We start from the raw sequence: 22,357 nt of genomic DNA, 5'->3' as shown, positions 1-22,357 counted from the left end.
GAAGCCAGAGCCTGTTGACCCTGAGAAGCCAGAGCCTGTTGACCCTGAGAAGCCAGAGCCAGTTGACCCTGAGAAGCCAGAGCCAGTTGACCCTGTTGCTCCTGTGACAGATAAGGTTCTTATCAACCGTGGCGAACGCTGGAACGTTCTTCTTGACCCTGTCTGGGCAAATAACTCGTGGCGTGATATCGACACTGACGTTACCGGATGGTACAACGCTACAGCGCCGATGGGTTGGAACAGTGCTCAGCTCAGAACTGAACTCAACTCAAATATTTTCAAACAGCCAACCTCCATGTACACCCGCAAAGAAATTCAGATTGAGAACCCCTCGGATTACGTCTCCTTGGAACTCAATATGCGTTTGGATGACGGAGCTATCGTGTACGTCAACGGTAAAGAGGTTAAACGTTACAATATGCCTTCTGGTTACGTTGACGCTTTGACCCGAGCTACTGCAGCTCCTGCTGACTGGTCTGCAATCAATAACCCAGTCATTATTCAGATTCCTGCATCTGACCTTCTTGAAGGTAAGAATGTTATTGCTGTAGAAACTCACGGCTTTACCAATTGGTGGGCACGAGTCTCCTTCGACCTCTCAGCAACTTTGCGTGTAGGTTAATCGTGGCTCTCTGTTGAGCTTAGCTCTCAACTCATGCGAACTGGGGTGTGTTCTTTGAACATTCAAAGAACACACCCCAGTTTTCTCAGCTTTAATACACCTCACAACAAGACCAAATATTTCGTGATAATTCATCACCTAAATGATGTTTTCTCGGTACACATTGCCCCACAAACGTTGTTTTAGCTTGGTTTTTCACAGTATTCTCAAGATTTTGAGGATACTATCTAGTGTCACCGAATACTTCTGCTCTAGCAGATGTAGCCGAACTTTTCTCCGCATACACCACGCATTCCGAACAACGGTTTGCACTGACTTGATGGGCGTTTTTCGTTTTGACTACTCAACACACAGCATCTTCTCCACAAGGTTTCCGTGAGACTCTTGCAGCGTTAGAATCTGCCCAAAAACCTGGTCACGGAGTCCCCGCTTATACTCGTTGGGTCAACCGCCGCCTTGCACGATATTTTGCAGCTGCAGCTGTCAAATATGGAATCAGCCCCAACCAAGTCACCGCAATTAGCGCTTTCTGGTCCTTCACAGGAATAATCCTCATAATTTTCGCTCCCCCCACCTTCGGAACGGCGTTGAGCATCAGTATCCTTTTCGCTCTCGGATACGCCCTCGATTCGGCAGACGGACAAGTTGCACGAGTCACCGGAGCATCCTCCCCCGCCGGAGAATGGCTAGATCACGTTGTTGATTCCATCCGAGTACCAGCTGTTCACCTTGCCGTTCTTATTTCATTCATCCGCTGGCAAGATGACTGGCCGGTACAGGGCTGGTCTTTGTGGTGGGTTCCTATCGCGTTTACGCTACAGACTGTTGGGCATTTTATGAGCCAAATCCTTGCCGAACAGCTACGTAACAACCGTAAAACAGCAGCACCTCCTGCCGGTGGCGCACTCAGGTCGTTCATTAACTTACATATGGATGCAGGCACACTCTGCTGGATTTTCGTCTTCTGGGGTTGGGCGCCAGCATTTATCGCTGTTTACGCACTCCTTTTCTGCGCCAACCTTGCCACTACCGCGCTTTCTATGAAACGTAAATTCCAGTCTCTCAACACACCAGCTGAAGTATAGAAGAGGTCTGAGCATGTCATTTCCAACTATCTCTGCAGTTATCGCGACTATCGGTTCACGTCCTGAGCTTCTTCGCACCGCAGTACGTTCTATTATGGAGCAAGATTATCCAGGAGATATCGAAGTCATCGTCGTCTTTGACCATGTAGAAATCGACACGCTCAGCGATATTCAGGTTCCTCAAAACCGAGCCCTCAAGACCATTCCTAACGAACGTCCACAAGGATTAGCTGGCGGTCGTAACAGCGGAATCTTAGCTGCCTCTGGAGAACTCATTGGGTTCTGCGATGATGATGATTACTGGTATAAGAACAAAATATCCCGTCAAGTTCAACTATGGGCAGAGCACCCTCAAGCTATTGCTATCTCTAGTGGCATCACTATTCGTACCGCTGGTGAAGATGTACAACGATTAGCTCCGCAACGAGCAACATTTACAGATTTCTTGCAATCGCGTATCACGGAAATTCATCCCTCAGCCATGCTCTACCGTAAAGAAGACCTTAACGGCGGAAAAATCGGCCTTGTCGATGAACAGCTTCCTAGCGCCTACGGCGAAGACTACGATTTATTGTTGAGAGCCACCCAACATGCCGATATTTTAAGCGTGCAAGACCCTCTTATTCTTGTCTTATGGGACAGGCCTTCATTCTTTGCCGGAAAATGGCAATCTATGGTAAACGGTCTCACCTATCTTCTACAAAAATTCCCTGAATTTGAACAACAGCCTCGAGGACTTGCACGCATTAGTGGTCAGGTGGCTTTTGCGTATGCTGCGTTAGGAAATTCTCAACAGGCACGGCGCTGGGCAAAAGCGACACTTTCACGTGACATCACCCAGCTTCGAGCATGGGCCGCATACATCGTTTCCACCGGTCTAGTGAAACCACAAGTTCTTCTAGACCTTGTCCAAAAAACTGGTCGGGGGCTATAAAGCATGGCTCTAACGCTTCTTAAAACTCGTGGGGGTACACGTTTCGAACATCAACCAGATCCCTATTCCACTCAAAGTGTCGCTCCTCTTCCGGCATGGCCTCTTTATACACTTCTTTACGGTTTCCCCGTCATTTGGGCGCTTGGTCTTTGGCAATTTCTTCCGACCGTTCTTGCCCTCATCATGGTTGCGTACATACTGATTCGTGGCAACATTCTGGTCTATAAAACTCAATGGCTTTGGTTCGCTCTTACTATCTGGTGTGTTGTTTGTACAGTTTCTCTTCACGGCGGTAGCGATATCCTCGCGTGGGGTCTAAGATTCGTCAACATTTTTAACGTTGGCGTCTACGGCGTTTACTTCTTCAATGCCCGCGAAAAAATATCGGCTCAGGGTATGCTCGGCGGTCTAGTAACAGTATGGTACACCGTTGTTATTTTGGGTTGGTTTGCACTATTCTTTCCAGACTTCCGACTCATCACACCCATGAGTTATCTTATGCCAGGTTCTCTTTTAAATAATCCCCTTGTGCGTGATTATGTGCAACCACCATTGGCAGAAGTACAGCTTCCTTGGGGTGCCCCAGAACCCTATATTCGCCCGTCAGCGCCATTCCCTTACGCAAATAGTTGGGGTCTAGCTTTTACCTTCTTAACTCCCGTTGTTTTAGCAGTAATCACGGCGGCAACCAAGAAGCGTACAAAAATTATTTTGAGCTTATCCGTTGCGGCAGGTCTTTTCCCTGCTATCGCCACCAGTAACCGTGGCATGTTCATTGGCTTAGCATTATGCGTCAGCTATGTTATTTTCCGCCATGTCCTTGAAGGAAACTTGAAAGTGGCTTTCTACGGGTTGGTTGCAGCCATCATCGCTCTTATTGCGTTAGTTGCTTCAGGAACATTAGCTCAGATTCTAGGACGTCAAGAGTATTCCGATTCAACCGGTGGCCGTGCAGCTCTTTATAAGGCAACGTGGGAGGCTGTTTTAGACTCCCCTCTCGTTGGTTACGGCACATCACGAATGAACGTCACCATTGGTGTTTCAATGGGAACCCAAGGCTACCTGTGGGCTCTCATGTTCTGTTTCGGTTTGGTCGGGTTATTCCTCTTCATGGCCTTTATGCTCTATTCCATCGCAAGCACATGGGGTGTTAGCTCCACTACGGGTATTTGGATTCATTCTGTTCCCGTATGCGCGATCTGTGTTTTTATCTTCTACAGCTTTGACATCATGCAAATGACAGCAATGATGCTCTGCCTTGCTCTGATTATGCGTTCTATTGTGCATGAGGAGGGTCTATAGTTATGGCTTCTCTTGCAAAAAGTGGAGCAATCTCCTCTGTTTTTGTGATGTACGGGGCTGGAGCTGCATTTGTTGCAACTCTTATTGTTTCGAATACGTTAGGCACCTCTGGTGCTGGAGATTTTTTCCAGGTCATGGCGCTTTTTGCGATTGGAACATCGCTATCAGTGTTTGGCTCCGATACGGGTCTAGTCCGCACTGTTTCAGCACAAAAAGCGACAGGCCGATATTCAGCGATTAAGTCTCTTATTCGTTTTGCAGCTATCCCTTCGATAGGAATTTGTCTCAGCATTAGCTCTCTAACGATTGGCTATGCGTGGCTGATGCCTGGGCTTTCTGGGTCTTACCGAATGATGCTCAGCGTTACCGCAGCTTTTCTGCTCTGCGCAACCTTTATGACTATCTGTTTTGGGGTGTTACGAGGCCTAGGCAAGGTAGTTCTTTTCACCGCCTTGCAGAATGTTCTACTTCCAACACTACGCATTATTGCGGTCTTCCTTGTTGTGACGGTAGCAGGTAATGCACTTGCGTTGGCGTTCTCTTGGGTTATTCCTGTGGTCATTGTTGCTGTGGTTGCATTTTTTGCAGTGCGAGGTTCGCTACCTACAGAAGAAGATTCACTTGTTGAGAATCCTCTACCAGCAGAAACCTCTCGTTCTTTCTGGAGTTTTAGCTCCGCCCGTGGAGTTTCTGCTGTTGTTGAGTCTGTCCTTGAATGGATTGACGTTCTATGTGTAGCAGCTTTTGTTGGGGTTGGTGCTTCTGGTATTTATGGTGCGGTTAATCGTATGGTGCGTGTTGGCGTCATGGTCGAACACACTGGTCGTATTGTGACAGGGCCTTCTATTAGCGCGGCTTTAGCCGTCAACGATTACCCACGTGCACAAGAAATTTTTCTTGGGAATACCCGCGCGCTGATCGCTTTAAGCTGGCCTTTTTACCTCACCTTGGCATTCTTTGGCCCTCTCTTATTAGAAATTTTTGGTCACGGTTTTTCCTCTGGCGCTGGTGTCCTCTGGGTTATTTGCCCAGCGATGATGGTGGCTATCGCGGCAGGAGGAGTTCAGTCTGTCCTTTTGATGAGTGGGAAGAGCCGCTGGCAACTTTATAATAAGCTTTCCTCGCTTGCGGTGTCGCTTCTGCTCAACTTCACTCTTGTTCCGATGTGGGGCTTATACGGTGCGGTCGTTGCATGGTCGGCAGCCATTTTAGTTGATACTTTTCTTGCTTCGTATGAAGTCTTTTTCCTCGTTGGTATTCGCAGTTCTTTGTCACAGCTTTTACCGGTGATGGGCATTGCCGGAGGTATTCCCACGGTCATCGCTCTCATAGTAGTCCTTTGGATGGGAGTTACGTGGTGGGCTCTATTGCTGTATCTCGGTGTAGCGATAGCGCTCTACTGCGCAGCTATTTTAGTGTTCAAGAAATCTATGGGATTAGAAAAACTTTTTAACAAACGTCCGCAACAAACTCGTGTTGGCAAACACTTTGCCACTCAGAAAGAGGTTTAGAAACTCATGGCTAGAAATACTTCTCGTCGAACAGTTGTCGATTCACCCCGAGCTAACGCCCGCACAATCCGTACAGTCTCATTATCAGCACAGCTGAAAAAGATGGTACGTCATCCGATGGTTATCGGTGTAACGGTTCTCGTATGTGTCTTTATTGCAGGAGTATATGCGCTCGTTGCAACACCCAAATATGAGGCTTCGGCAACGGTCTTAGTTAATCCTCTATCCACGAATCCCAGCTCTTCAAGTCACAGTAATGTTTCTATCAATACAGAAGCTTCAGTTGCGAGCTCTCGTGAAGTAGCAGAGGCCGCTGCAAAGTCTTTAAGCTCTTCACACGACGATTTAGTTTCTGAGCTACGTCAATCTATTGAAGTTTCTGCGCACTCTGGCACATCTATTTTTGATGTCAAAGCAACAGCTTCTTCTGCACAAGATGCAGCAGAATATGCAAATGCTATCGCACAGGCATATCTTGCAGTACGCTCTGATGCGTTACAAGATTCTGTTAACACGGTTGCTGCCGGAATTGAAAAACAAATCGATGCTCTTGGCAAAAATGGTAATGATGCCGCACGCGCTGCTTTAGAAGAGCGTCTAGCGCAAGTACGCATTACTGACACTAACGCTGGTCGTATTATTACTTCAGCAAAAGTTCCTCAGGAACCTACGAATCTAGGGTTCATCAAATGCATCTTTGTTGGCGTCATCTCCGGTCTTCTATTAGGTGCCATCATTGCATGGGTGCTAGATTCTCGTGCACGCACGGTGAACTATCGTGACCGTGCAGAAGATATTTTGGGAGAAGAAGTCTTCATGATTCGCGATACCCAAGATATCGAAGATACTCGCCGTGCATTCCGTTCTATCGGTGTCATCAACGGTAACTTCCATAAAGCTCATATTGCTGGTGCAGTTCTATACTCCTCGGTTCCACGTGTCTCTGACGATTTTGCCGCAACATTACGTCAAGCTTATGCGGATAAAGGACTAACGTTCGTTGACTCCCCTGCTTCTGTTCTTTCACAGAAGAAGCTATCCCCTTCAGATACTCCGAATATCTTAGTCACAGATCGTGGAACAGAACTTTCAGAAGTACTTTCTGCAGCAGATGTGCTGGGTGCTTGTGTTGTAGTACTTACTCCTGAGACTTCAGTGAATGATTTGGAAGAGTTCGTTAACGTTGCTGAACACATCGCAGATGCACATTTCTTGTATGTCTTCTTGACCTCCTAATTTTTCCGTCCATTTGTAAGGATTGACCATGAAAGTACTACTTGTAGCGAGCGCTGGAGGGCATTTAGCACAGCTGATTGCTCTGGATAAGTTCTGGAAAGAGCATGAGCGTACTTGGGCAACTTTTGAGTTGCCTGAGGTCAAAGCTGCTCTTGAGGGAGAAACGATTGATTGGGTGTATTTTCCAACGACTCGTAATATCCCTAACGCTATTCGTAATCTAAAAGTTGCGTGGAAGACTTTGCGACGGGAAAAACCTGATGTGGTAATTAGTACGGGTGCTGCAGTGTCAGTATCGTTTTTTGCGGTTGCAAAACTTCTGAAAATACGCACTGTTTTTATTGAAGCGTATGACCGTATTACTATGCCAACGATGAGTGCGCGTTTATGTTATCCCATGAGCGATTTATTTGTAGTCCAGTGGGAAGAACAGCAGAGGGCTTTTCCAGAGTCGGTTAATATCGGGGCAATTATGTAGATGTGATGCCCGTTAGCAATATGTTTCACCATTTTTATTTATTCCGTTTGTGAAAAGAGAGATACATGAGCGATTCTCAGAACATGGGTACTGTCTCACCTCAACAGCCTGATTCTGTTGTTGAGGTATCGGCTGATTTGAATAATCAGCCGTTAAGCTATGACATCGTGGTGTCTTTAGGTACGGATTATCACAAGTTTGACCGGCTTGTTGAGTGGATTGAGTCGTATCTTCTTAGCCACCCAACGGTTACTTGTCTATGTCAGCATGGGTTTACCGAGGGCACCGAGCATGCGACTAAGAATGTTGATAGGATGCCTCGCTCCGAGCTGTTAAAGATTTATGAGGCAGCTAAAGTGGTTGTCGTTCAGGGAGGCCCTGGGTCTATTCTTGATGCGCGTGAGGTTGGCGTTATTCCTATTGCGGTACCACGCCTTGCGGAGTTTGATGAGGTGGTCGATAATCATCAGGTTCAGTTCTCACAGGTCATGGAAGATAATGGGGAGGCCTTTATTGCCGCAGATGCGAATGATCTTGCGAGGAAGATTGATGATGCGTTAACTCACCCTCAGAAGTATCTTGGGTCCCGTCGTGTCCCTGGTGCGGATAAGGCCTCAGAGAACCTTTCTGCAGAGTTAGGTTCGCTGAGTCAGGGACAAGCCTCCCATGATATCCGTAAGTTTGTTCGCCGTTGGAGACAGGTACTCCGCGGTATTATCCAGTCCTAGCGTATGAGGGCATCATCATTCTTTTTATAGCGAAAACTGGTGAACGTAACCGTGATGGGAGGAACTTTTCGGTTAGTTTTATAGTAAGAGTTTTTATGATGCTACGGTCGTTATAAGAATATCTTTTTTCAATTCGCTCTTTTGGGAAGGACAGCTCATGGCAATTCAAGAAACAACTACGGTTAATGCCCCTATCGACCGAGTGATTGAGGCGTATGCTTCTGAAGATTTTGCACGTTTTGTGTGTGAAAAAATGGGTATTGGTTTTGAAGGCCTCGAAGTTTCGGGCGATACCTCAGGCGCATTTTCTGCAGTGAGCAAACGTTCTGTTGCGGCTGACCGTGTTCCTGATATTGCTCAGAAGTTCGTTTCTAAGGGACTTCAGATGACGCAGTCTGATACTGTTTCTGCTCCCAGTGCAGACGGTAGCCGTACGATTAGTTCTGATATTAAAGTTTCGGGTATGCCTGTTTCTGCACGTGCAACACAGAAGCTCACGGCCTCAGCAGATAAGACCGTTATTGAGGTATCGGGTCAAGTATCTTGTTCAATTCCTCTTGTGGGGAAGAAAATTGCTGCTGCAGCGGAGCCTTATGTGGGTAAGGTTCTTTCCAAACTTGGTTCTCTTGTCGAGCAGTGGGTTGCTCAAAACTAAGGTATCTCTGAGTGATTTTATAATTCAGTATTAAATATTGTGGGGGCTAAGAACCTAGGTTCTTAGCCCCCACAGTATTTAAAACGTCTTTTCTGTGTTGAGCAGTTAGTTACGTGGTTCTGCTTCCATCAGTTTGTCGAGAACTTGGCGGAGTTTTGTTGATGAGGTATGAGCAGTGTAGGGGAAGTACACAACGTCAACGCCGACTTGAGCGAAGCGTTGTTCTAGGTCAATACCACGTGGAGTGCCTTTCCAGTCATCGCCTTTGAAGAACGTGTTATATCGTACGTCTTTCCAAGTCTCTAGTTTGTCTTCAAGGACTTCGGCATGAACGCGGTCGACAAAATCGATATGAGAGACAATTTCCATACGTTCGGCTAAAGGTATGACGGGCTTCCGGCCTTTAGTAATTTCTAGAATTTCATCTGATACAACTCCTGCGATCAAGTAATCACAGTGTTTTTTAGCTTCTCTGAGGATGTTTAAATGTCCTACATGGAAAAGATCAAATGCGCCAGCAGCATACCCGATGTTCATAAATCCCCTAATACTCTTGTCATGGATGTTTTGACTTTTCAAGAGTACGTCAGGCACGCAAAGAAACGCCTATTATTCTTAGGCATAGTTTTAGGGACAACAGCCCACAAAACTAATCTTTTATGCGTTGGCTAGCCAAAACTGTGCGGTTAGGGTAGCTGCCTTATACCGAATTCAAAAGGAGCTTCTTATATTGTCTACGATTGAGCTTCTTTTGCCGCTTCTTCAGCAGCAACCCACGAAAGCATCGCGCATTTAACACGTGCTACAAAACGAGAAACACCGGCAAAAGCTGCGGCGTCCCCTAAGAGTTCTTCATCTGGTTCGATGGTTCCACGAGAACGTAGTAGTTGACGGAATTGTTCCACCATCTCGTTAAACTCTTCAAGGCTCAGCCCTTGAGCCATCTCAGATAGCACCGAAGCTGAAGCCATAGAAATAGAGCAACCATCACCTTCCCAAGAGATGTTCTCAATACGCTGTTTATCCTCGCTTAGACGAACACGTAAGTTAATCTCGTCCCCACAGGTAGGGTTATATTGATGGTTATCGGCGCTAGGGTGACCGTGGGTTTCGGTAAGCCCCTCCCCTAAACGTTGTTTAGAGTGGTCAAGAATAATTTGCTGGTATAGAGAATCTAATGAACTCATAAAGTTGTCTTTCTACGCGAAAATTTTAGTACCCAAAGTAGCTACGAACCTGCGCAAGCTCTTCAAGAAAAATATCAATGTCTTCAGTTGTATTGTAAAGATAACTTGATGCGCGGGTAGAAGCGGTAAGACCTAAAGCACGATGTAGCGGTTGAGCGCAATGATGGCCAACTCGTACCGCGATACCTTGCATATCAAGTAGCTGTCCAACATCGTGGGGGTGTACTCCTTCCACATGAAAAGCAACTAGCCCTGCACGTGGCTGCCCAGGTTCTGGGCCTAAAGCACGTACGCCGTCAAGATGATGTATTCCGTTGATGAGCCGTTGCCCTAGTTCATGCTCCCATGCATGAATTTGATCCATCCCAATATTTTGAAGGTAACGCACAGCCTCAGCTAGAGCAATAGCTTGAGAAATTTTTTGAGTGCCTGCTTCAAATTTAGTAGGGGCCTCCATAAACTCAGCTTCGGTCATCGTGACTTTTGTAATCATCGAACCGCCGGTCAAGAAAGGAGGCATCGCAGCAAGAAGTTCTGCTTTTGCATAAAGAACTCCAATGCCAGTGGGGGCGAGCATCTTATGCCCAGAAAATGCCGCAAAATCAACATCCAGTTCGTGAAAGTTTACTGGCATATGCGGAACAGATTGACAAGCATCAAGAACAACGAAAGCGCCCACCTGACGTGCTAAAGACACCAAAGTTTCTACCGGATTAATGCACCCAAGAACGTTAGAAACATGCGTAAAAGACAGCACTTTTGTTTTGTCTGTGATGAGACGTTCGGCTTCTTCTAGGTTGAGCGTTCCGTCTGTGTTAAGCGGTATCCAACGTAGCGTTGCCCCTGTCTTTTGGGCAAGTATCTGCCATGGAATTAAGTTTGCGTGGTGTTCTTGTTCGGTAAGAACAATTTCATCGCCTTCAGACAGTGCAAAAGGTTGTGAAGCGGGGGCACCGATACCAGCTGAAGCATTCGCAAAAGAATATGTGATGAGGTTTAACGCCTCTGTAGCATTCGCTGTCCATACTATTTCGTTCTCTTGTGCACCAACAAAACTTGCAACAACCGTACGCGCCTGTTCAAAAAGTTCTGTCGATTCCACCGCAAGAGTATGTGCCCCACGGTGAACAGCAGAATTTGCCTGCTGGTAAAAAGATTGTTCACTCTGTATCACCTGATAAGGGTTCTGGCTTGTAGCGCCAGAGTCCAAATACACAAGCCTTTTCCCATTAACCTCGGTGTTGAGAAGAGGAAAGTCCTCGCGTAACTGTTGCACTGTCTGATTGTTCAAAACAGTTCCTGAAGCTAAGGCGTAAGGGTGCGTCACGAGTTTTCTCCTCTAGGGGTCTGCTGGCAGATAGTCGATATAGCGATGATGCTCCGTGTAGCACATCATAACACCATGTTTTGATAGCGTGTTCTTCAGTGACAAAATGATGCTCAACGTACAGTCAGAAACCGCACCTTATCACCGTGTAAAAACTGCGTATACAGTAATTTTAGGAAGATGCCGGTACAGTATGAAACTTCTGCTGTGCAGCAACAAGACCGTCTGATAACAGCATATGTACCGCCTGCGCTGACTGATCAATAAGAAACGGCAAGGATTGCACTTCACTTGAACTAAAAGGTTTAAGAACAAAATCCGAGACACTCATCCGCCCAGGAGGACGCCCGATACCGGTACGTACACGGTAATAATCTTTAGTACCTAACACTTTGGTAATATCTCGTAATCCGTTATGCCCACCTTCGCCACCACCGCGTTTGAGCTTTATGGTGTCAAACGGAATATCTAGTTCATCGTGAACCACCACAATATTTTCTGCAGATACCCCATAAAATTGTGAAAGCTGACCTACAGGCCCACCAGAAACGTTCATATACGTCAAAGGTTTAGCAAGAATAGCACGTGGACCACCAATACCTAGCCGTCCTTCAAGAACCATTGCCCGCGCTTTACTATGGCGTTTGAAATTTCCGCCTACACTCTGAGCAAGCTCATCAAGGACCATCTGCCCGATATTATGACGGGTACGTTCGTATTCTGCTCCAGGGTTGCCTAGTCCAACAACCAGCCATACGTCACTCATAATTTTCCTCTAATTTATTATTTCGCGAATCTTCGCCAACAGATCAGTCATAAACAACGACGACCCGCACACCATCATAGTATGCGGGTCGTCGTCACCTTCATCAGTTCAGAAGGTGAAAAAGATTATTCTGCGTCTTCAGCAGGTGCTTCTTCGGCAGCTTCTTCTGCAGTCTCAGGCTCAGGAACGTCGAGTTCTTCAGGCTCAGAAACGTTAACAACAAGCAATTCAGCATCTGCAACGAGAGTTACATCAGCAGGAAGCTTGATATCGCCGGCAAGAACGTGGTTTCCTGCTTCACGGCCTTCAATATCAACGATGATAGCGTCAGGAGACTTCAAAGCGTCTGCCTCAACCAAAAGAACAGTTTCTTCGAGGTTAGCAACAGCGCCCTGTGCAACTTCGCCTTCAACCTGTACAGGAACCTCGATTTCGACGCGCTCGCCGCGCTTAACGATGAGAAGGTCCATGTGCTGAAGTTCAGGACGAATGGGGTGACGCTGGATGTCTTTAATCATGGCAAGAACTTCTTCGCCTTCAATGTCAAGGGCAAGAATAGCGTTTGCTTGACGTGCAGCAAGAGTAGTTGCGTGACCAGGAAGAACAACGTGCTTGGGATCTTCACCGTGACCGTAGATTACACCAGGGATGTCGCCTGCCATACGGATACGACGTGCGTATCCTTTGCCGAAGCCTTCGCGAAGAGTTGCGGAAATTTTGATGGTATCTGACATAAGAGATACTCCTTTCAACTGGATTTATTGCGCCATACAGTGTACTGACGCCAGAATATGATTCCAGTTCAGCCACCGTCGGGTTCGGACCTACCTGCATAATATTCTGCAGATATTCCACCGCCTTGGCTTTTAGGTGATGATGCTTCTTATATCTAAGAGACAACCGTTCAATTATGCCTGATTAATAGTATTCAGGCAAGGGGAGGTTTGGGGTATCTGAAGTCACAAATACCCCAAACGTCTGTTTTTAGTCCTGTAAACCGTCAAGATACTTTGTGAGCGCTTCTTGATGGTCGCGAGGAGTAAACCCAGTAGCAATGATTTTTGACAGGTCCATTGCAGAGTTCATAGGACGTGGTGAGTAGTTCTCAGCTTCTGCAAAGTATTCTGCAGTGGTTGTTTCACTCACGCGTTGAGGATCATGTCCACATGCTTCATACACATTTTGAGCTAGTTGCGCCCAGCTGATAACTTCGCCGGTGTTCGACACATGATAAGTACCGTAAGGCGCTTTTGTCTCGAGTAGATGTAATAATGCTCCAGCAAGGTCTTCGGTAAAAGTTGGTCTACCATACTGGTCTGCAACAACGGCAGGGTCTATTCCACGTTCTGCAAGTGAACGCATGGTGAGCACAAAGTTTTTACCTTCACCGATGACCCAACTTGTTCGCACCAAATAATGTGCTTTAAGAGCGTTAACTGCGCATTCTCCAGCAGCTTTGGATTGTCCATATACACCCAACGGCGCTACTGGCGCATCTTCAGAGTATTCTTCGGAACGTCCTAAACTGCCATCGAAAACGTAGTCAGTTGAGACGTGCACCAACGGAATGTTTGCTTCACGAGCGATCTGAGCTAGTGCGCTCACTCCAGTCGCGTTAACAGCCCATGCATCGGTACGGCCTTGACCGACCTGTGCGTTATCAACAGCAGTGTAGGCTGAGGCATTAATGATGGCTCGCAACGAACACCAACGATATGCTGCTTCCCATTGTGATGGGGTAGACATATCTATTTCTTCACGAGTTGCTGCGATATACGGGATATGACGTTCGGTAAGCTGTCGCACAAGCTCTTTACCAAGCTGTCCTTGTGCTCCAATCACAAGAATAGGAGCTTCTTGGACAGGCTCTACAGCGTCTAAGCGTGGATGATTTTTGTCTTTATCGGAAAGTTCTGCCTGTTCGAGAGGAATAGGCCAATTGATAGCAACAGTTTCATCGGCGAGGTTCAAGAAAGAGTATTCACCTTGAGCTTGAGCAGACCAGTGGTCGTTGACCACGTAGGTGTAGGCGGTGTTGTCTTCGAGTGTTTGGAAAGAGTTTCCGACACCACGAGGAACAAACACCGCTTTCTCGGGGCCAAGTTCAACGGTTACGACTTTTCCGAAAGATTCTCCAGCCCGTAAATCTACCCATGCACCAAAGATTTTTCCGGTAGCTACTGAAACAAACTTATCCCATGGCTCAGCGTGAATACCGCGGGTTGTTCCGATACTTGCGTTAAAGGAGATGTTGTTTTGTACGGGACCGAAATCAGGTAGTCCAAGTGCCACCATTTTTTCGCGCTGCCAGTTTTCTTTAAACCAGCCTCGATTATCTCCGTGGACAGGAAGATCGATAATAAGCAACCCTGGAATGTCGGTGGTATGCACGGCAAGATCATGAGTCATCTTTTATTGACCTGCTTTCGCGTATTTTGCTTCAACTTCAGCTTTGAGAGGTTCCCACCAGTCTCGGTTTTCTTCATACCAACGGATGGTGTCGGCAAGTCCTGATTCAAAATCTGTGAAGCGAGGTTCCCAGCCAAGTTCTTCACGCAAACGAGTGCCGTCGACAGCGTAGCGTAAATCGTGTCCTGGGCGGTCGACCACATGTTCGAATGCATCTTCTGCTTTGCCCATCAGACGCAAAATAGTGCGTAGTACGGTGATGTTATTTTCTTCGCCGTTGGCTCCAATGAGATAGGTTTCCCCAACTTTTCCCTTGTTGAGGATGGTGAGCACGGCAGAGGAATGGTCTGAGGCATGAATCCAGTCGCGCACGTTCAGACCTTCTCCGTAGAGCTTTGGTTTGATTCCGGAGAGAATGTTGGTGATTTGTCGCGGAATGAATTTTTCGATGTGCTGATAGGGGCCGTAGTTATTGGAGCAGTTAGAGATAGTTGCTTCAATACCGAAGGATCGAACCCATGCGCGTACCAATAAGTCAGATCCTGCTTTTGTTGAAGAATATGGAGAAGAAGGGTTATAGGGGGTACGTTCTGTAAATTTTTGAGGGTCATCAAGCTCGAGGTCACCGAACACTTCGTCAGTAGAAATATGGTGGTAACGGGTCTTGTATTCACGTACCGCTTCAAGAAGAGTGTATGTACCAATGAGGTTGGTATGAATGAATGGCGAGGGATCATTCAACGAGTTATCGTTGTGTGATTCTGCCGCATAATGAACGACAGCATCTGCCTGTTGTACGAGTGGATCTACCACATCGCGGTCTGCGATATCACCTTTGACAAGTTCAAAACGTGAAGAGTCTAGACCTGCCAAAGATTTTTCATTAGCCACGTAGCTCATAATATCGAGCACAGTTACGTGGTGGTTAGTGTTCTCTAAAAGGTGGTGTACGAAATTTGAACCGATAAAGCCGGCTCCGCCGGTGACAAGAATTTTTCCCATAGTTACATGGTACGGGAAGTATTATTCGTAGCGCTTACGCAAATAACAAATGCTACATTGATTTTCATGACACAATAAGGCGTATGAAGGGAATTATTTTAGCGGGGGGAACCGGTAGTCGACTCCACCCCATCACACTCGGCATCAGTAAGCAACTCACTCCTGTTTACGACAAACCAATGATTTATTATCCGCTCTCAACTTTAATGTTGGCGGGCGTCCAAGATATCCTCATCATCACGACACCAGAAGATAGCGAACAATTCCAGCGTCTGCTTGGGGACGGATCACAATTTGGAGTTTCATTCACGTACAAGGTACAGCCCTCTCCAGATGGTCTAGCTCAGGCATTCCTTCTAGGAGAAGAGCACATTGGCAACGATAGTGTGGCACTGATACTCGGGGACAATATCTTCTACGGGCCGGGTCTAGGCAATCAGCTCCGTAAATATAGCAACGTCGAAGGAGCCGCGGTATTTGGTTACCGTGTTGCAGACCCTAGAGCGTATGGTGTCGTCGAATTTGATGATGATTTTAAAGCACTCTCGATTGAAGAGAAACCAGAGCACCCAAAGAGCGATTACGCAATTCCGGGATTATATTTTTACGATAATCACGTTGTTGAATATGCTAAAAACATTAAGCCCTCTGCCCGTGGCGAATTAGAAATTACTGATTTGAACAGGGTCTACCTTGAGCAAGGAAAACTCCAAGTAGAAGTACTTCCTCGAGGAACGGCTTGGCTAGATACCGGAACATTCGCCTCTTTGGCAGATGCGACAAGCTTTATTCGCACTGTTCAGGCACGTCAAGGTCTATCCATCGGCTGCCCTGAAGAGATTGCTTGGCGTATGGGATACCTCGATAACGAGCAGTTAGCTCGACGAGCTCAGCCTTTAGTAAAGAGTGGATACGGGCAGTACCTTCTTAATCTTTTGAAATAGTTTTCAAAGTACTTACGTCATCACGCTTTTGTCCTCCTCGTGAAAACAATTACTTTTGAGAGTTTTCTATCACTCACTCGGGTAGATAAGATGACCAGTGTTAGAATGACGGAGGCTTATAACTATATTTATCACCACAATCATTCCGCCTTTTGAAGGTTTTACAACATGACAATTCTTGATTTTGCGCGTCTACTCCGGGTTAATTTAAAACTCTTGATTATTGGCGCACTCATCGGAGCCCTCTTAGGGCTGGGGTATTCACTCCTCCAACCTAAAATCTATGCTTCTTCCGCCACCGGTTATGTAACCGTAGGGCAATCTGAAGGTATCGGCGATGTAATTTCCGGTAGTTCAGCAGCAAAAGATAAGGCACGTTCTTATCTAGCATTGGTATCTTCTGGACCTGTTGCAAAGCAAATTCTCGCAGAAAACCCTGACCTAAAACTCTCTGAAGGTCAGATTCGTGGAAGCTTACAAGCTTCTCTCGAAGGAGAATCTGCTCTTATCCGAGTTCGTGCAACAGCAACCAGCCCTGAAAGTGCACAAGCATTAGCAAACTCTTCTCTAGAAGCAACAGCAAAAGTAGTCAATGAGTTAGAAGGGTCAACCACCGTACGCGTTGTCCCTCTTGACGATGCGACGCTTCCTAGTGCTCCCATCAGCCCCGATACCAAAAAGAATGTCGGTATTGCAGCGCTCATTGGTTTGGTTATTGTTTTTGCCATTATTTTCCTACGCCGTGCTCTAGACGTTAAAGTTCGTACTCGTAATGACGTTATTAAAGCTACTGAATCAGGTATTTTGGGTATGCTCCCAGAAACTGAGAGCCTTTCTGAAGATCAGGTCACGACGAACAAAGACGATCATGCTTCTCAAGAAGCAATCCGTCAGCTACGTACGAACCTCCGCTTCGTCAACGTCGATAAACCGCCACGCTCTATTATTGTGACCTCTTCTGAACCGGGTGAAGGTAAATCCACCGTAGCTACTTCTCTGGCGCGTTCTTTGGCTGAGTCGGGTGAGCCAACCATCATCATCGATGCTGACTTGCGTCGTCCAACCATTGCAAAGAAGTTTAAACTCGATTCTAAAGTCGGTTTGAGCCAGGTTCTTGCCGGCCAGATTAATCTGACGGAAGCCACCCGCCCGTATCATGGTAGCCCCAACCTTCATGTCTTACCGGCAGGACATACTCCTCCTAATCCTTCTGAACTTCTTGGGTCAGATAAAATGAGCAAGCTCATTGAGGATCTTACGAAAGAGTTTAAGGTCATCGTTGACGTTCCTCCACTTCTTCCCGTTACCGATGCTTCTCTCTTAGCCCCATCAGTAGATGGTGTGCTTCTTGTTGCAACGGTTGGAAAAACCCGTAAGGAACATCTTGAAGAGTCCTCTAAGATGCTTAAAAAAGTGGGAGCTAACCTCTTAGGTGCGGTTATTAACCGTACCCCGCTCAGCGGTCTAGGCAATTCTTACTATGGATTTGGCTACGCCGGAACCTATGGCGGATATACTTCCTACTACGGTTCTGATAAAGAGAAAACCAAAAAGTCAAAAACTAAACGTAAAAAATAGCGCAGAGCTATAAGGGGTGGTGTGGTACATCGTAGATACCACATCACCCCTTCGTTTTTGAGGTAAGAACTTTCTACCCCACATAGCAAGAGTTTTAGGGATACAATAGTGTCAATGCATAGATTTAGGGGATATCAATTTTGAGCAATGACTTTCAGAGTAATAGTTCGACGATAGAGCAACAGGTTTCTTTACCTGTGCGTATTCGCTTATCTCATGCTTATTTTCAGCATCTAGCTGATCTCAACGGTATCGATATCCTACATATTAAAGGTTATGCTTTCGAACGAGAAGCTTACCGCCTAGGTAGAACGAGCACTGACGTTGATGTGTTAGTGCGACCTGCGCATGTAGAACGTTTTATCTATATTTTGAATCAGGCGGGATGGCAGACCCTAGCTCATTTTGAAACAGGTTCCATTTTCGAGCATGCACAAACTCTTTATCACCCATCATGGGGGTTAACAGATATTCACCGTTATTTCCCAGGCCTTGGATATGAGAACCCTACACGAGCTTTTGACCAGTTATGGGAAAGGCGTCGCGTGAAAGAAATAGCGCATTACCCATGCGTTGTCCCCTCTCTGATTGATATGCAGCTTATTGTTGTTCTACATGGTGCACGAGCTTCTGCAAAAGTTAAACCTGATATAACGTTCTTAGATTCTTCTCTTGACGCTTCCGGTTGGGATAGGTTACGTGACCGAGCAGAAGAATTAGATTCTTTATTAGCTTTTGATACAGCGCTAGGAAATATTGAAGCACATAAAGATAACCGCCACTATCTCCTATGGAAGTCTGTTTCTGAGGATTCAACACCAGCTCTTCAGTGGACTGCTCGCCTACGACGCGCTCGAACGCTAGGCGATAAGTGGAGGGTTATCAAGTCTATCGTTACAGTTAACGAAGATCATCTAGCAATGACCTTAGGCAGAAAACCAACCCGTCAAGAACTTCGAGAAAAATTCTTTGAACGATTTACAGCTATCAGGAAAAAACGATGAGCACCCCACGATATACTCATTCTCCTTCTTGCGCTTTTGTTCTTAACCATGAGGTTGAAACACATCAAGAGTTCTATGCAGTCTATCTTGCTGATTTACGAACTTCAGAAATTATGATTCTTGAAGGCTCTAGCGCGGCAATCTGGGTGCTTTTAGAAGGCCCTATGACCTTAGAAGAATTAATGAATGAAATTAGTGAAATCTATCAGGTGCCCGTTGAAGATATTAAAGATGAGGTAACAGATTTTATCCAGTCTTTTGTTTCTAGAGGGTATCTCAAAGAAAACAGCTAATAGAAAAGAGTGGTACGAGAGTTTCTCTCGTACCACTCTTTTGTCTCAATACATTCTTGAGGCATCACAATGATTAGTTCTAGAGGGAGGCTAATTTCTGACGAAGTTGTCGAACGAATTGCTTTTCAGAGAACTTTTGAATATATTCACGAATATGCTGAGCGTCCCATTGTTCGGGGTTAAAAGTGTCTACAGCATGATAAATATTTTCTTGGGTTGGTTTCTCAATAAAAGTTCCGTTCACATTCTCTTGGATGGTGTCAAGATAACCGCCAGCTCGTAAAGCAATCGTAGGCTTTCCATAAGAGCCAGCCTCTAGGGGTGTCAGCCCAAAATCTTCATAAGAGACCGCCAATAAAGCACGGCAATGAGCATAGGCTCCACTCAGCTGCGCGTCCGAAACATTGTGAGCAAACCGGATATTATATTTAGCTATTTTTTTCAGGTCTTGAGCCATAGGACCAGAACCGATAATAAGAAGTTTCTGACCTAATCGGTTAAATGCTTGCACGACGTCTGCCACGTTCTTATACGGCAGAAGACGAGAAACCACGAGAAAATAATCGCCGTCAGCCATAAATTCTTCTAAACCAGAGATAGGTTCGGTTACGTCTGTTGAGCTCGTAGAATACGGTGGGAAGATAATTTCAGAATCCTTCCCGTACACATCAAAAATGCGCTGGCGAATTACTGTCGAGTTCCCGACATAAGGGCCCGCTTTCTGTGCAGCACGTTGATCCCAACGGATTAATGCAGGGCGAAGAACTTTCAATGCGGCACCAATTAATGGGTGAGTAGAACTCCCTAAATATTCATCACTCAGATATAGCCACCGTGCTGGTGAATGGCAGTAGATGAGTGATGCACCAAAAAAGTTAAAGCCATGCGCCCACCCTGTGCTGGAGACAAGAATCTTCTGCGCTGGTACGCGGAGAAAAGAACTCGCAATAGGCAAAATGGGTAAGGCCAAACGATGGTTTCGACGAAATACCCCTATTCTATTCAGAGGAGAGACAACAACCTTAGCGTTTTTAAATTCTGGGTAAGTATTCTCAGGATCATATAACGTGGTATAGATTGTCGCTTCCGGAAAAGCTTTATGCATAGCAAGCACAACACGTTCTGCCCCACCACGCTGTGTGAGGTAGTCATGAGCAATAGCGAACTCTTCTGTTATGGGTGCGGTGCGAGAGAATTTGCGAAGGAAGTTCTTGAGTTGGGGGAAAAGAACCATGGAGTTTAGAAGACCTTTCGGGCGCGTTGAGGATATGTAATTCCGGCATATCCAGCAGACTCTACAACAAGTGAAATAAGTTTTTCTGAGACTTTACGAGGAAGCCTATCAGCAACAGAATCAATAGCTGATCCAAAGATATTAATGGTTTTCTCAGTGGTTAGAGCGGCAACAGCTTTGACAGCAGTTCCCCACAAACCATGGAGTTTATTGTCCCCTAAAACTTCATCACCATGTTTATCAATAAAGATTGCCCGTGCAGCGCCAGAGTGTAAAGCTCTGGTTGCTCGTCCTGCAGTTGTTGTTGCCGCGATATAGTGACGAGATTCTAGCTCTGGCGCAAGAATAATGGTTGCTCCAGCTTGGTGGAGCATATATCCCATATCGACATCTTCCCAGCCGTAGAGCCGGTATCGCTCATCATATCCACCAACTTTTTCATACATACGACGAGTCAGTGACGCATTCGCGTTCCAGAAGTTCCAACGTCTTTCAGGAGAAACTCTATAGGCGTCTTCCCTAAATTTTACGTCACGGTGGTATCCATAAGCTCGCGCATAAGCATTATCAGGATACACATTGTGAACTAAACCAATCACTCCGGTCTCGCCATCACCTTGGTGTAGACGAATATGTTCTGCAATATAGTTTTCGCCCGGTTCGAGGTCGTCATCACAGCGAATGAGAATTTCTGCGTCAGCCGCCTGGTGCCCTGCGTTAAGAGCTTTAGAACGACCACGGTTCTCAGGAAAAACGATAGCTTCGATATTGAGGATGCCGCGCTGTTGGTAGGCCTTTACGACGCTCTCGGATCCGTCAATATCACCATCGCAGACAACAATGACTTGAAAATCTTTTTCTGTCTGCTGTTCTAGAGCGTCTAAAGGATAATGAAGTTTAGACGCTCCTCCCCTAGTGGGGATAATAACTGCTGCTTTATACATTTAAAGGTGCTCTCTCATGAGTGAATTATGTACTTTTCTGACGTTAAAATCTAAGGTTGTTAACAATATCTTTTAAGAAGTTCTTCTACACGGCCTTTACCTGCTTCCGGAGAATACCGTTCATGCCAACGCCAATAAAGGGCGTCTACGGTCTCTTGCAAACTATCCGAGTGAATGGCTAACTCCTGCGACATACGACGAATTGTTCTAGCGAGGGCTGATACATCTGTTTTAGGAAATACCCATGGGTATTCTTCACCAAGAATTTCAGGAAGAGCACCAGCGTTAGAGATAATCAATGGCACACGTGCACTCATAGTTTCGGCAGCAACGAGACCAAAAACCTCGTTAAAGACAGAAGGCACCACCATGATGTCGACGTTCTTCATCAATTCTGAGGGGGTAATCCATCCTAGAGTTTCTACGTTGTCACCAAGATTAGTTAAAGCTTCTTGTACCCGTTGTTGACTTTGTTCTCCGATAAAGCGCGATTCCCCAGCAAGTACTAATGAATAGTTTTCTTCAGGGAATGCTTGATTCAATTTTTGTATGGCATAAGCGAGGATGTCTGTTCCTTTGATTTCAGATGGACGACCCAGAAAACCTACTTTGACATTTCGTTGAGAGAAGGTTTTTCTATCTAAGGGCATAGGAACTTCGTTAACCCAGTTATAAAACGTTTCGGCTTCAGATAACTGGTTGCTCACAAAATCACTAGGGACAAGTGTTGTCAAAGCTTTTCGTCGTGCGATAGGAGCAAGGTATTTGAGTTTTCCTTCAGGAAGCTGATGCAAGTGAACGATACGGTCAGGATGCCTCGCAGTGGCAAAAGAAGGAAGAAGTCCGTTACACCACAGTAGTCCTTTACGATGTTTTTTATCCCAGACGCGTAGTTGAGCAATATAGTGTTTACGTGTCGTGGCAGGTAAAATTACGGTGTCAAAACCCTCATCTTGTGTAGCTTCAACCAAAGCAGATGGTTCGGCAGGTCCAACGACAGTGACGTGGTAGCCTAAGCTACGAGCGGAACGAGCAACGTTAAGGAGCATGATTTCTCCCCCACCGATATCGCCGTTATTCGTAGCAATAGTTAGTTCCTTGTACATCAAAGCTATTCC

General features: G+C 46.1%; 22 protein-coding genes and 1 pseudogene. 13 read left to right on the top strand and 10 right to left on the bottom strand.

All coding sequences use genetic code 11. The annotated features are described in order from the left end of the window. The 9 genes and pseudogenes from ACN084_RS07225 to ACN084_RS07185 form a co-directional block, all read left to right on the top strand. Positions 1–622: pseudogene (locus ACN084_RS07225) on the top strand (hypothetical protein); the annotation flags it as partial. A gap of 335 nt (positions 623–957) precedes the next feature. Then, positions 958–1,707, top strand: coding sequence for a CDP-alcohol phosphatidyltransferase family protein (locus ACN084_RS07220; RefSeq protein ID WP_419106397.1), 750 nt, complete (start codon positions 958–960; stop codon positions 1,705–1,707). Positions 1,708–1,720: 13 nt separating this feature from the next. After that, a complete protein-coding gene (locus tag ACN084_RS07215) occupies positions 1,721–2,641 on the top strand; it encodes a glycosyltransferase family 2 protein (protein ID WP_419106396.1) in 921 nt (306 codons plus the stop codon). A 3-nt stretch (positions 2,642–2,644) separates the two neighbouring features. After that, on the top strand, positions 2,645–3,943 hold the full coding sequence (locus ACN084_RS07210) for an O-antigen ligase family protein (protein WP_419106395.1): 1,299 nt from the start codon (positions 2,645–2,647) through the stop codon (positions 3,941–3,943). Positions 3,944–3,945: 2 nt separating this feature from the next. Beyond that, complete coding sequence (locus ACN084_RS07205) at positions 3,946–5,454, top strand: lipopolysaccharide biosynthesis protein (RefSeq protein ID WP_419106394.1); 1,509 nt, start codon at positions 3,946–3,948, stop codon at positions 5,452–5,454. A gap of 6 nt (positions 5,455–5,460) precedes the next feature. Further along, positions 5,461–6,690 carry a Wzz/FepE/Etk N-terminal domain-containing protein gene (locus ACN084_RS07200; RefSeq protein WP_419106393.1) on the top strand — a complete coding sequence of 410 codons (1,230 nt, stop codon included), beginning with the start codon at positions 5,461–5,463 and terminating at the stop codon, positions 6,688–6,690. 28 nt (positions 6,691–6,718) lie between these two features. Continuing rightward, entirely contained in the window at positions 6,719–7,168 is a 450-nt protein-coding gene (pssD, locus tag ACN084_RS07195) for a PssD/Cps14F family polysaccharide biosynthesis glycosyltransferase (RefSeq protein ID WP_419106392.1), read from the top strand. 65 nt (positions 7,169–7,233) lie between these two features. After that, positions 7,234–7,896: a glycosyltransferase gene (locus ACN084_RS07190; RefSeq protein WP_419106391.1), complete on the top strand. Its 663-nt coding sequence runs from the start codon at positions 7,234–7,236 to the stop codon at positions 7,894–7,896. 157 nt (positions 7,897–8,053) lie between these two features. Further along, entirely contained in the window at positions 8,054–8,551 is a 498-nt protein-coding gene (locus ACN084_RS07185) for a DUF2505 domain-containing protein (RefSeq protein ID WP_419106390.1), read from the top strand. Positions 8,552–8,656: 105 nt separating this feature from the next. On the opposite strand, the gene ACN084_RS07180 is transcribed toward ACN084_RS07185, so the two are convergent. From ACN084_RS07180 to rfbB, 7 genes are all read right to left on the bottom strand, one after another. Continuing rightward, positions 8,657–9,088 (bottom strand): adenylyltransferase/cytidyltransferase family protein, encoded by a 432-nt coding sequence (locus ACN084_RS07180; RefSeq protein WP_419102090.1) that lies wholly within the window; start codon positions 9,086–9,088, stop codon positions 8,657–8,659. A 197-nt stretch (positions 9,089–9,285) separates the two neighbouring features. Next, positions 9,286–9,738: a Fe-S cluster assembly sulfur transfer protein SufU gene (gene sufU / locus ACN084_RS07175; RefSeq protein WP_419106389.1), complete on the bottom strand. Its 453-nt coding sequence runs from the start codon at positions 9,736–9,738 to the stop codon at positions 9,286–9,288. 25 nt (positions 9,739–9,763) lie between these two features. Further along, positions 9,764–11,065 (bottom strand): cysteine desulfurase, encoded by a 1,302-nt coding sequence (locus ACN084_RS07170; RefSeq protein WP_419102088.1) that lies wholly within the window; start codon positions 11,063–11,065, stop codon positions 9,764–9,766. 172 nt (positions 11,066–11,237) lie between these two features. After that, positions 11,238–11,831, bottom strand: coding sequence for an aminoacyl-tRNA hydrolase (gene pth / locus ACN084_RS07165; RefSeq protein WP_419106388.1), 594 nt, complete (start codon positions 11,829–11,831; stop codon positions 11,238–11,240). 125 nt (positions 11,832–11,956) lie between these two features. After that, complete coding sequence (locus tag ACN084_RS07160; RefSeq protein WP_419102086.1) at positions 11,957–12,565, bottom strand: 50S ribosomal protein L25/general stress protein Ctc; 609 nt, start codon at positions 12,563–12,565, stop codon at positions 11,957–11,959. Between the two features lie 250 nt (positions 12,566–12,815). Further along, a complete protein-coding gene (gene rfbD, locus ACN084_RS07155) occupies positions 12,816–14,240 on the bottom strand; it encodes a dTDP-4-dehydrorhamnose reductase (RefSeq protein WP_419106387.1) in 1,425 nt (474 codons plus the stop codon). A gap of 3 nt (positions 14,241–14,243) precedes the next feature. Further along, positions 14,244–15,242: a dTDP-glucose 4,6-dehydratase gene (rfbB, locus tag ACN084_RS07150; RefSeq protein WP_419106386.1), complete on the bottom strand. Its 999-nt coding sequence runs from the start codon at positions 15,240–15,242 to the stop codon at positions 14,244–14,246. An 83-nt stretch (positions 15,243–15,325) separates the two neighbouring features. Here rfbB and rfbA point away from each other — a divergent pair, with 83 nt between their 5' ends. The 4 genes from rfbA (at position 15,326) to ACN084_RS07130 (ending at position 19,061) form a co-directional block, all read left to right on the top strand. Then, complete coding sequence (gene rfbA / locus ACN084_RS07145; RefSeq protein ID WP_419106385.1) at positions 15,326–16,186, top strand: glucose-1-phosphate thymidylyltransferase RfbA; 861 nt, start codon at positions 15,326–15,328, stop codon at positions 16,184–16,186. A 168-nt stretch (positions 16,187–16,354) separates the two neighbouring features. After that, positions 16,355–17,764 carry a polysaccharide biosynthesis tyrosine autokinase gene (locus tag ACN084_RS07140; RefSeq protein ID WP_419106384.1) on the top strand — a complete coding sequence of 470 codons (1,410 nt, stop codon included), beginning with the start codon at positions 16,355–16,357 and terminating at the stop codon, positions 17,762–17,764. Between the two features lie 140 nt (positions 17,765–17,904). Continuing rightward, complete coding sequence (locus ACN084_RS07135) at positions 17,905–18,768, top strand: nucleotidyltransferase family protein (RefSeq protein ID WP_419106383.1); 864 nt, start codon at positions 17,905–17,907, stop codon at positions 18,766–18,768. Next, on the top strand, positions 18,765–19,061 hold the full coding sequence (locus tag ACN084_RS07130) for a PqqD family protein (RefSeq protein ID WP_419106382.1): 297 nt from the start codon (positions 18,765–18,767) through the stop codon (positions 19,059–19,061). The genes ACN084_RS07135 and ACN084_RS07130 overlap by 4 nt, the downstream gene beginning before the upstream one ends. Before the next feature lie 79 nt (positions 19,062–19,140). Here the strand turns inward: ACN084_RS07130 and ACN084_RS07125 are convergent, their stop codons facing one another. From ACN084_RS07125 to ACN084_RS07115, 3 genes are read right to left on the bottom strand one after another with little or no spacing between them, the layout of a single operon-like run. Then, positions 19,141–20,295, bottom strand: coding sequence for a glycosyltransferase (locus tag ACN084_RS07125; RefSeq protein WP_419106381.1), 1,155 nt, complete (start codon positions 20,293–20,295; stop codon positions 19,141–19,143). A gap of 5 nt (positions 20,296–20,300) precedes the next feature. After that, positions 20,301–21,239: a glycosyltransferase family 2 protein gene (locus tag ACN084_RS07120; RefSeq protein ID WP_419106380.1), complete on the bottom strand. Its 939-nt coding sequence runs from the start codon at positions 21,237–21,239 to the stop codon at positions 20,301–20,303. Positions 21,240–21,298: 59 nt separating this feature from the next. Further along, on the bottom strand, positions 21,299–22,345 hold the full coding sequence (locus tag ACN084_RS07115; protein ID WP_419106379.1) for a glycosyltransferase family 4 protein: 1,047 nt from the start codon (positions 22,343–22,345) through the stop codon (positions 21,299–21,301). Between the last annotated feature and the right edge of the window lie 12 nt (positions 22,346–22,357).

This window comes from Rothia sp. P7208 (assembly GCF_048512915.1).
Taxonomy (GTDB): Bacteria; Actinomycetota; Actinomycetes; order Actinomycetales; family Micrococcaceae; genus Rothia.
Note: the sequence above shows the minus strand (reverse complement) of the source record. Positions and strands in the feature narration are given on the sequence as shown.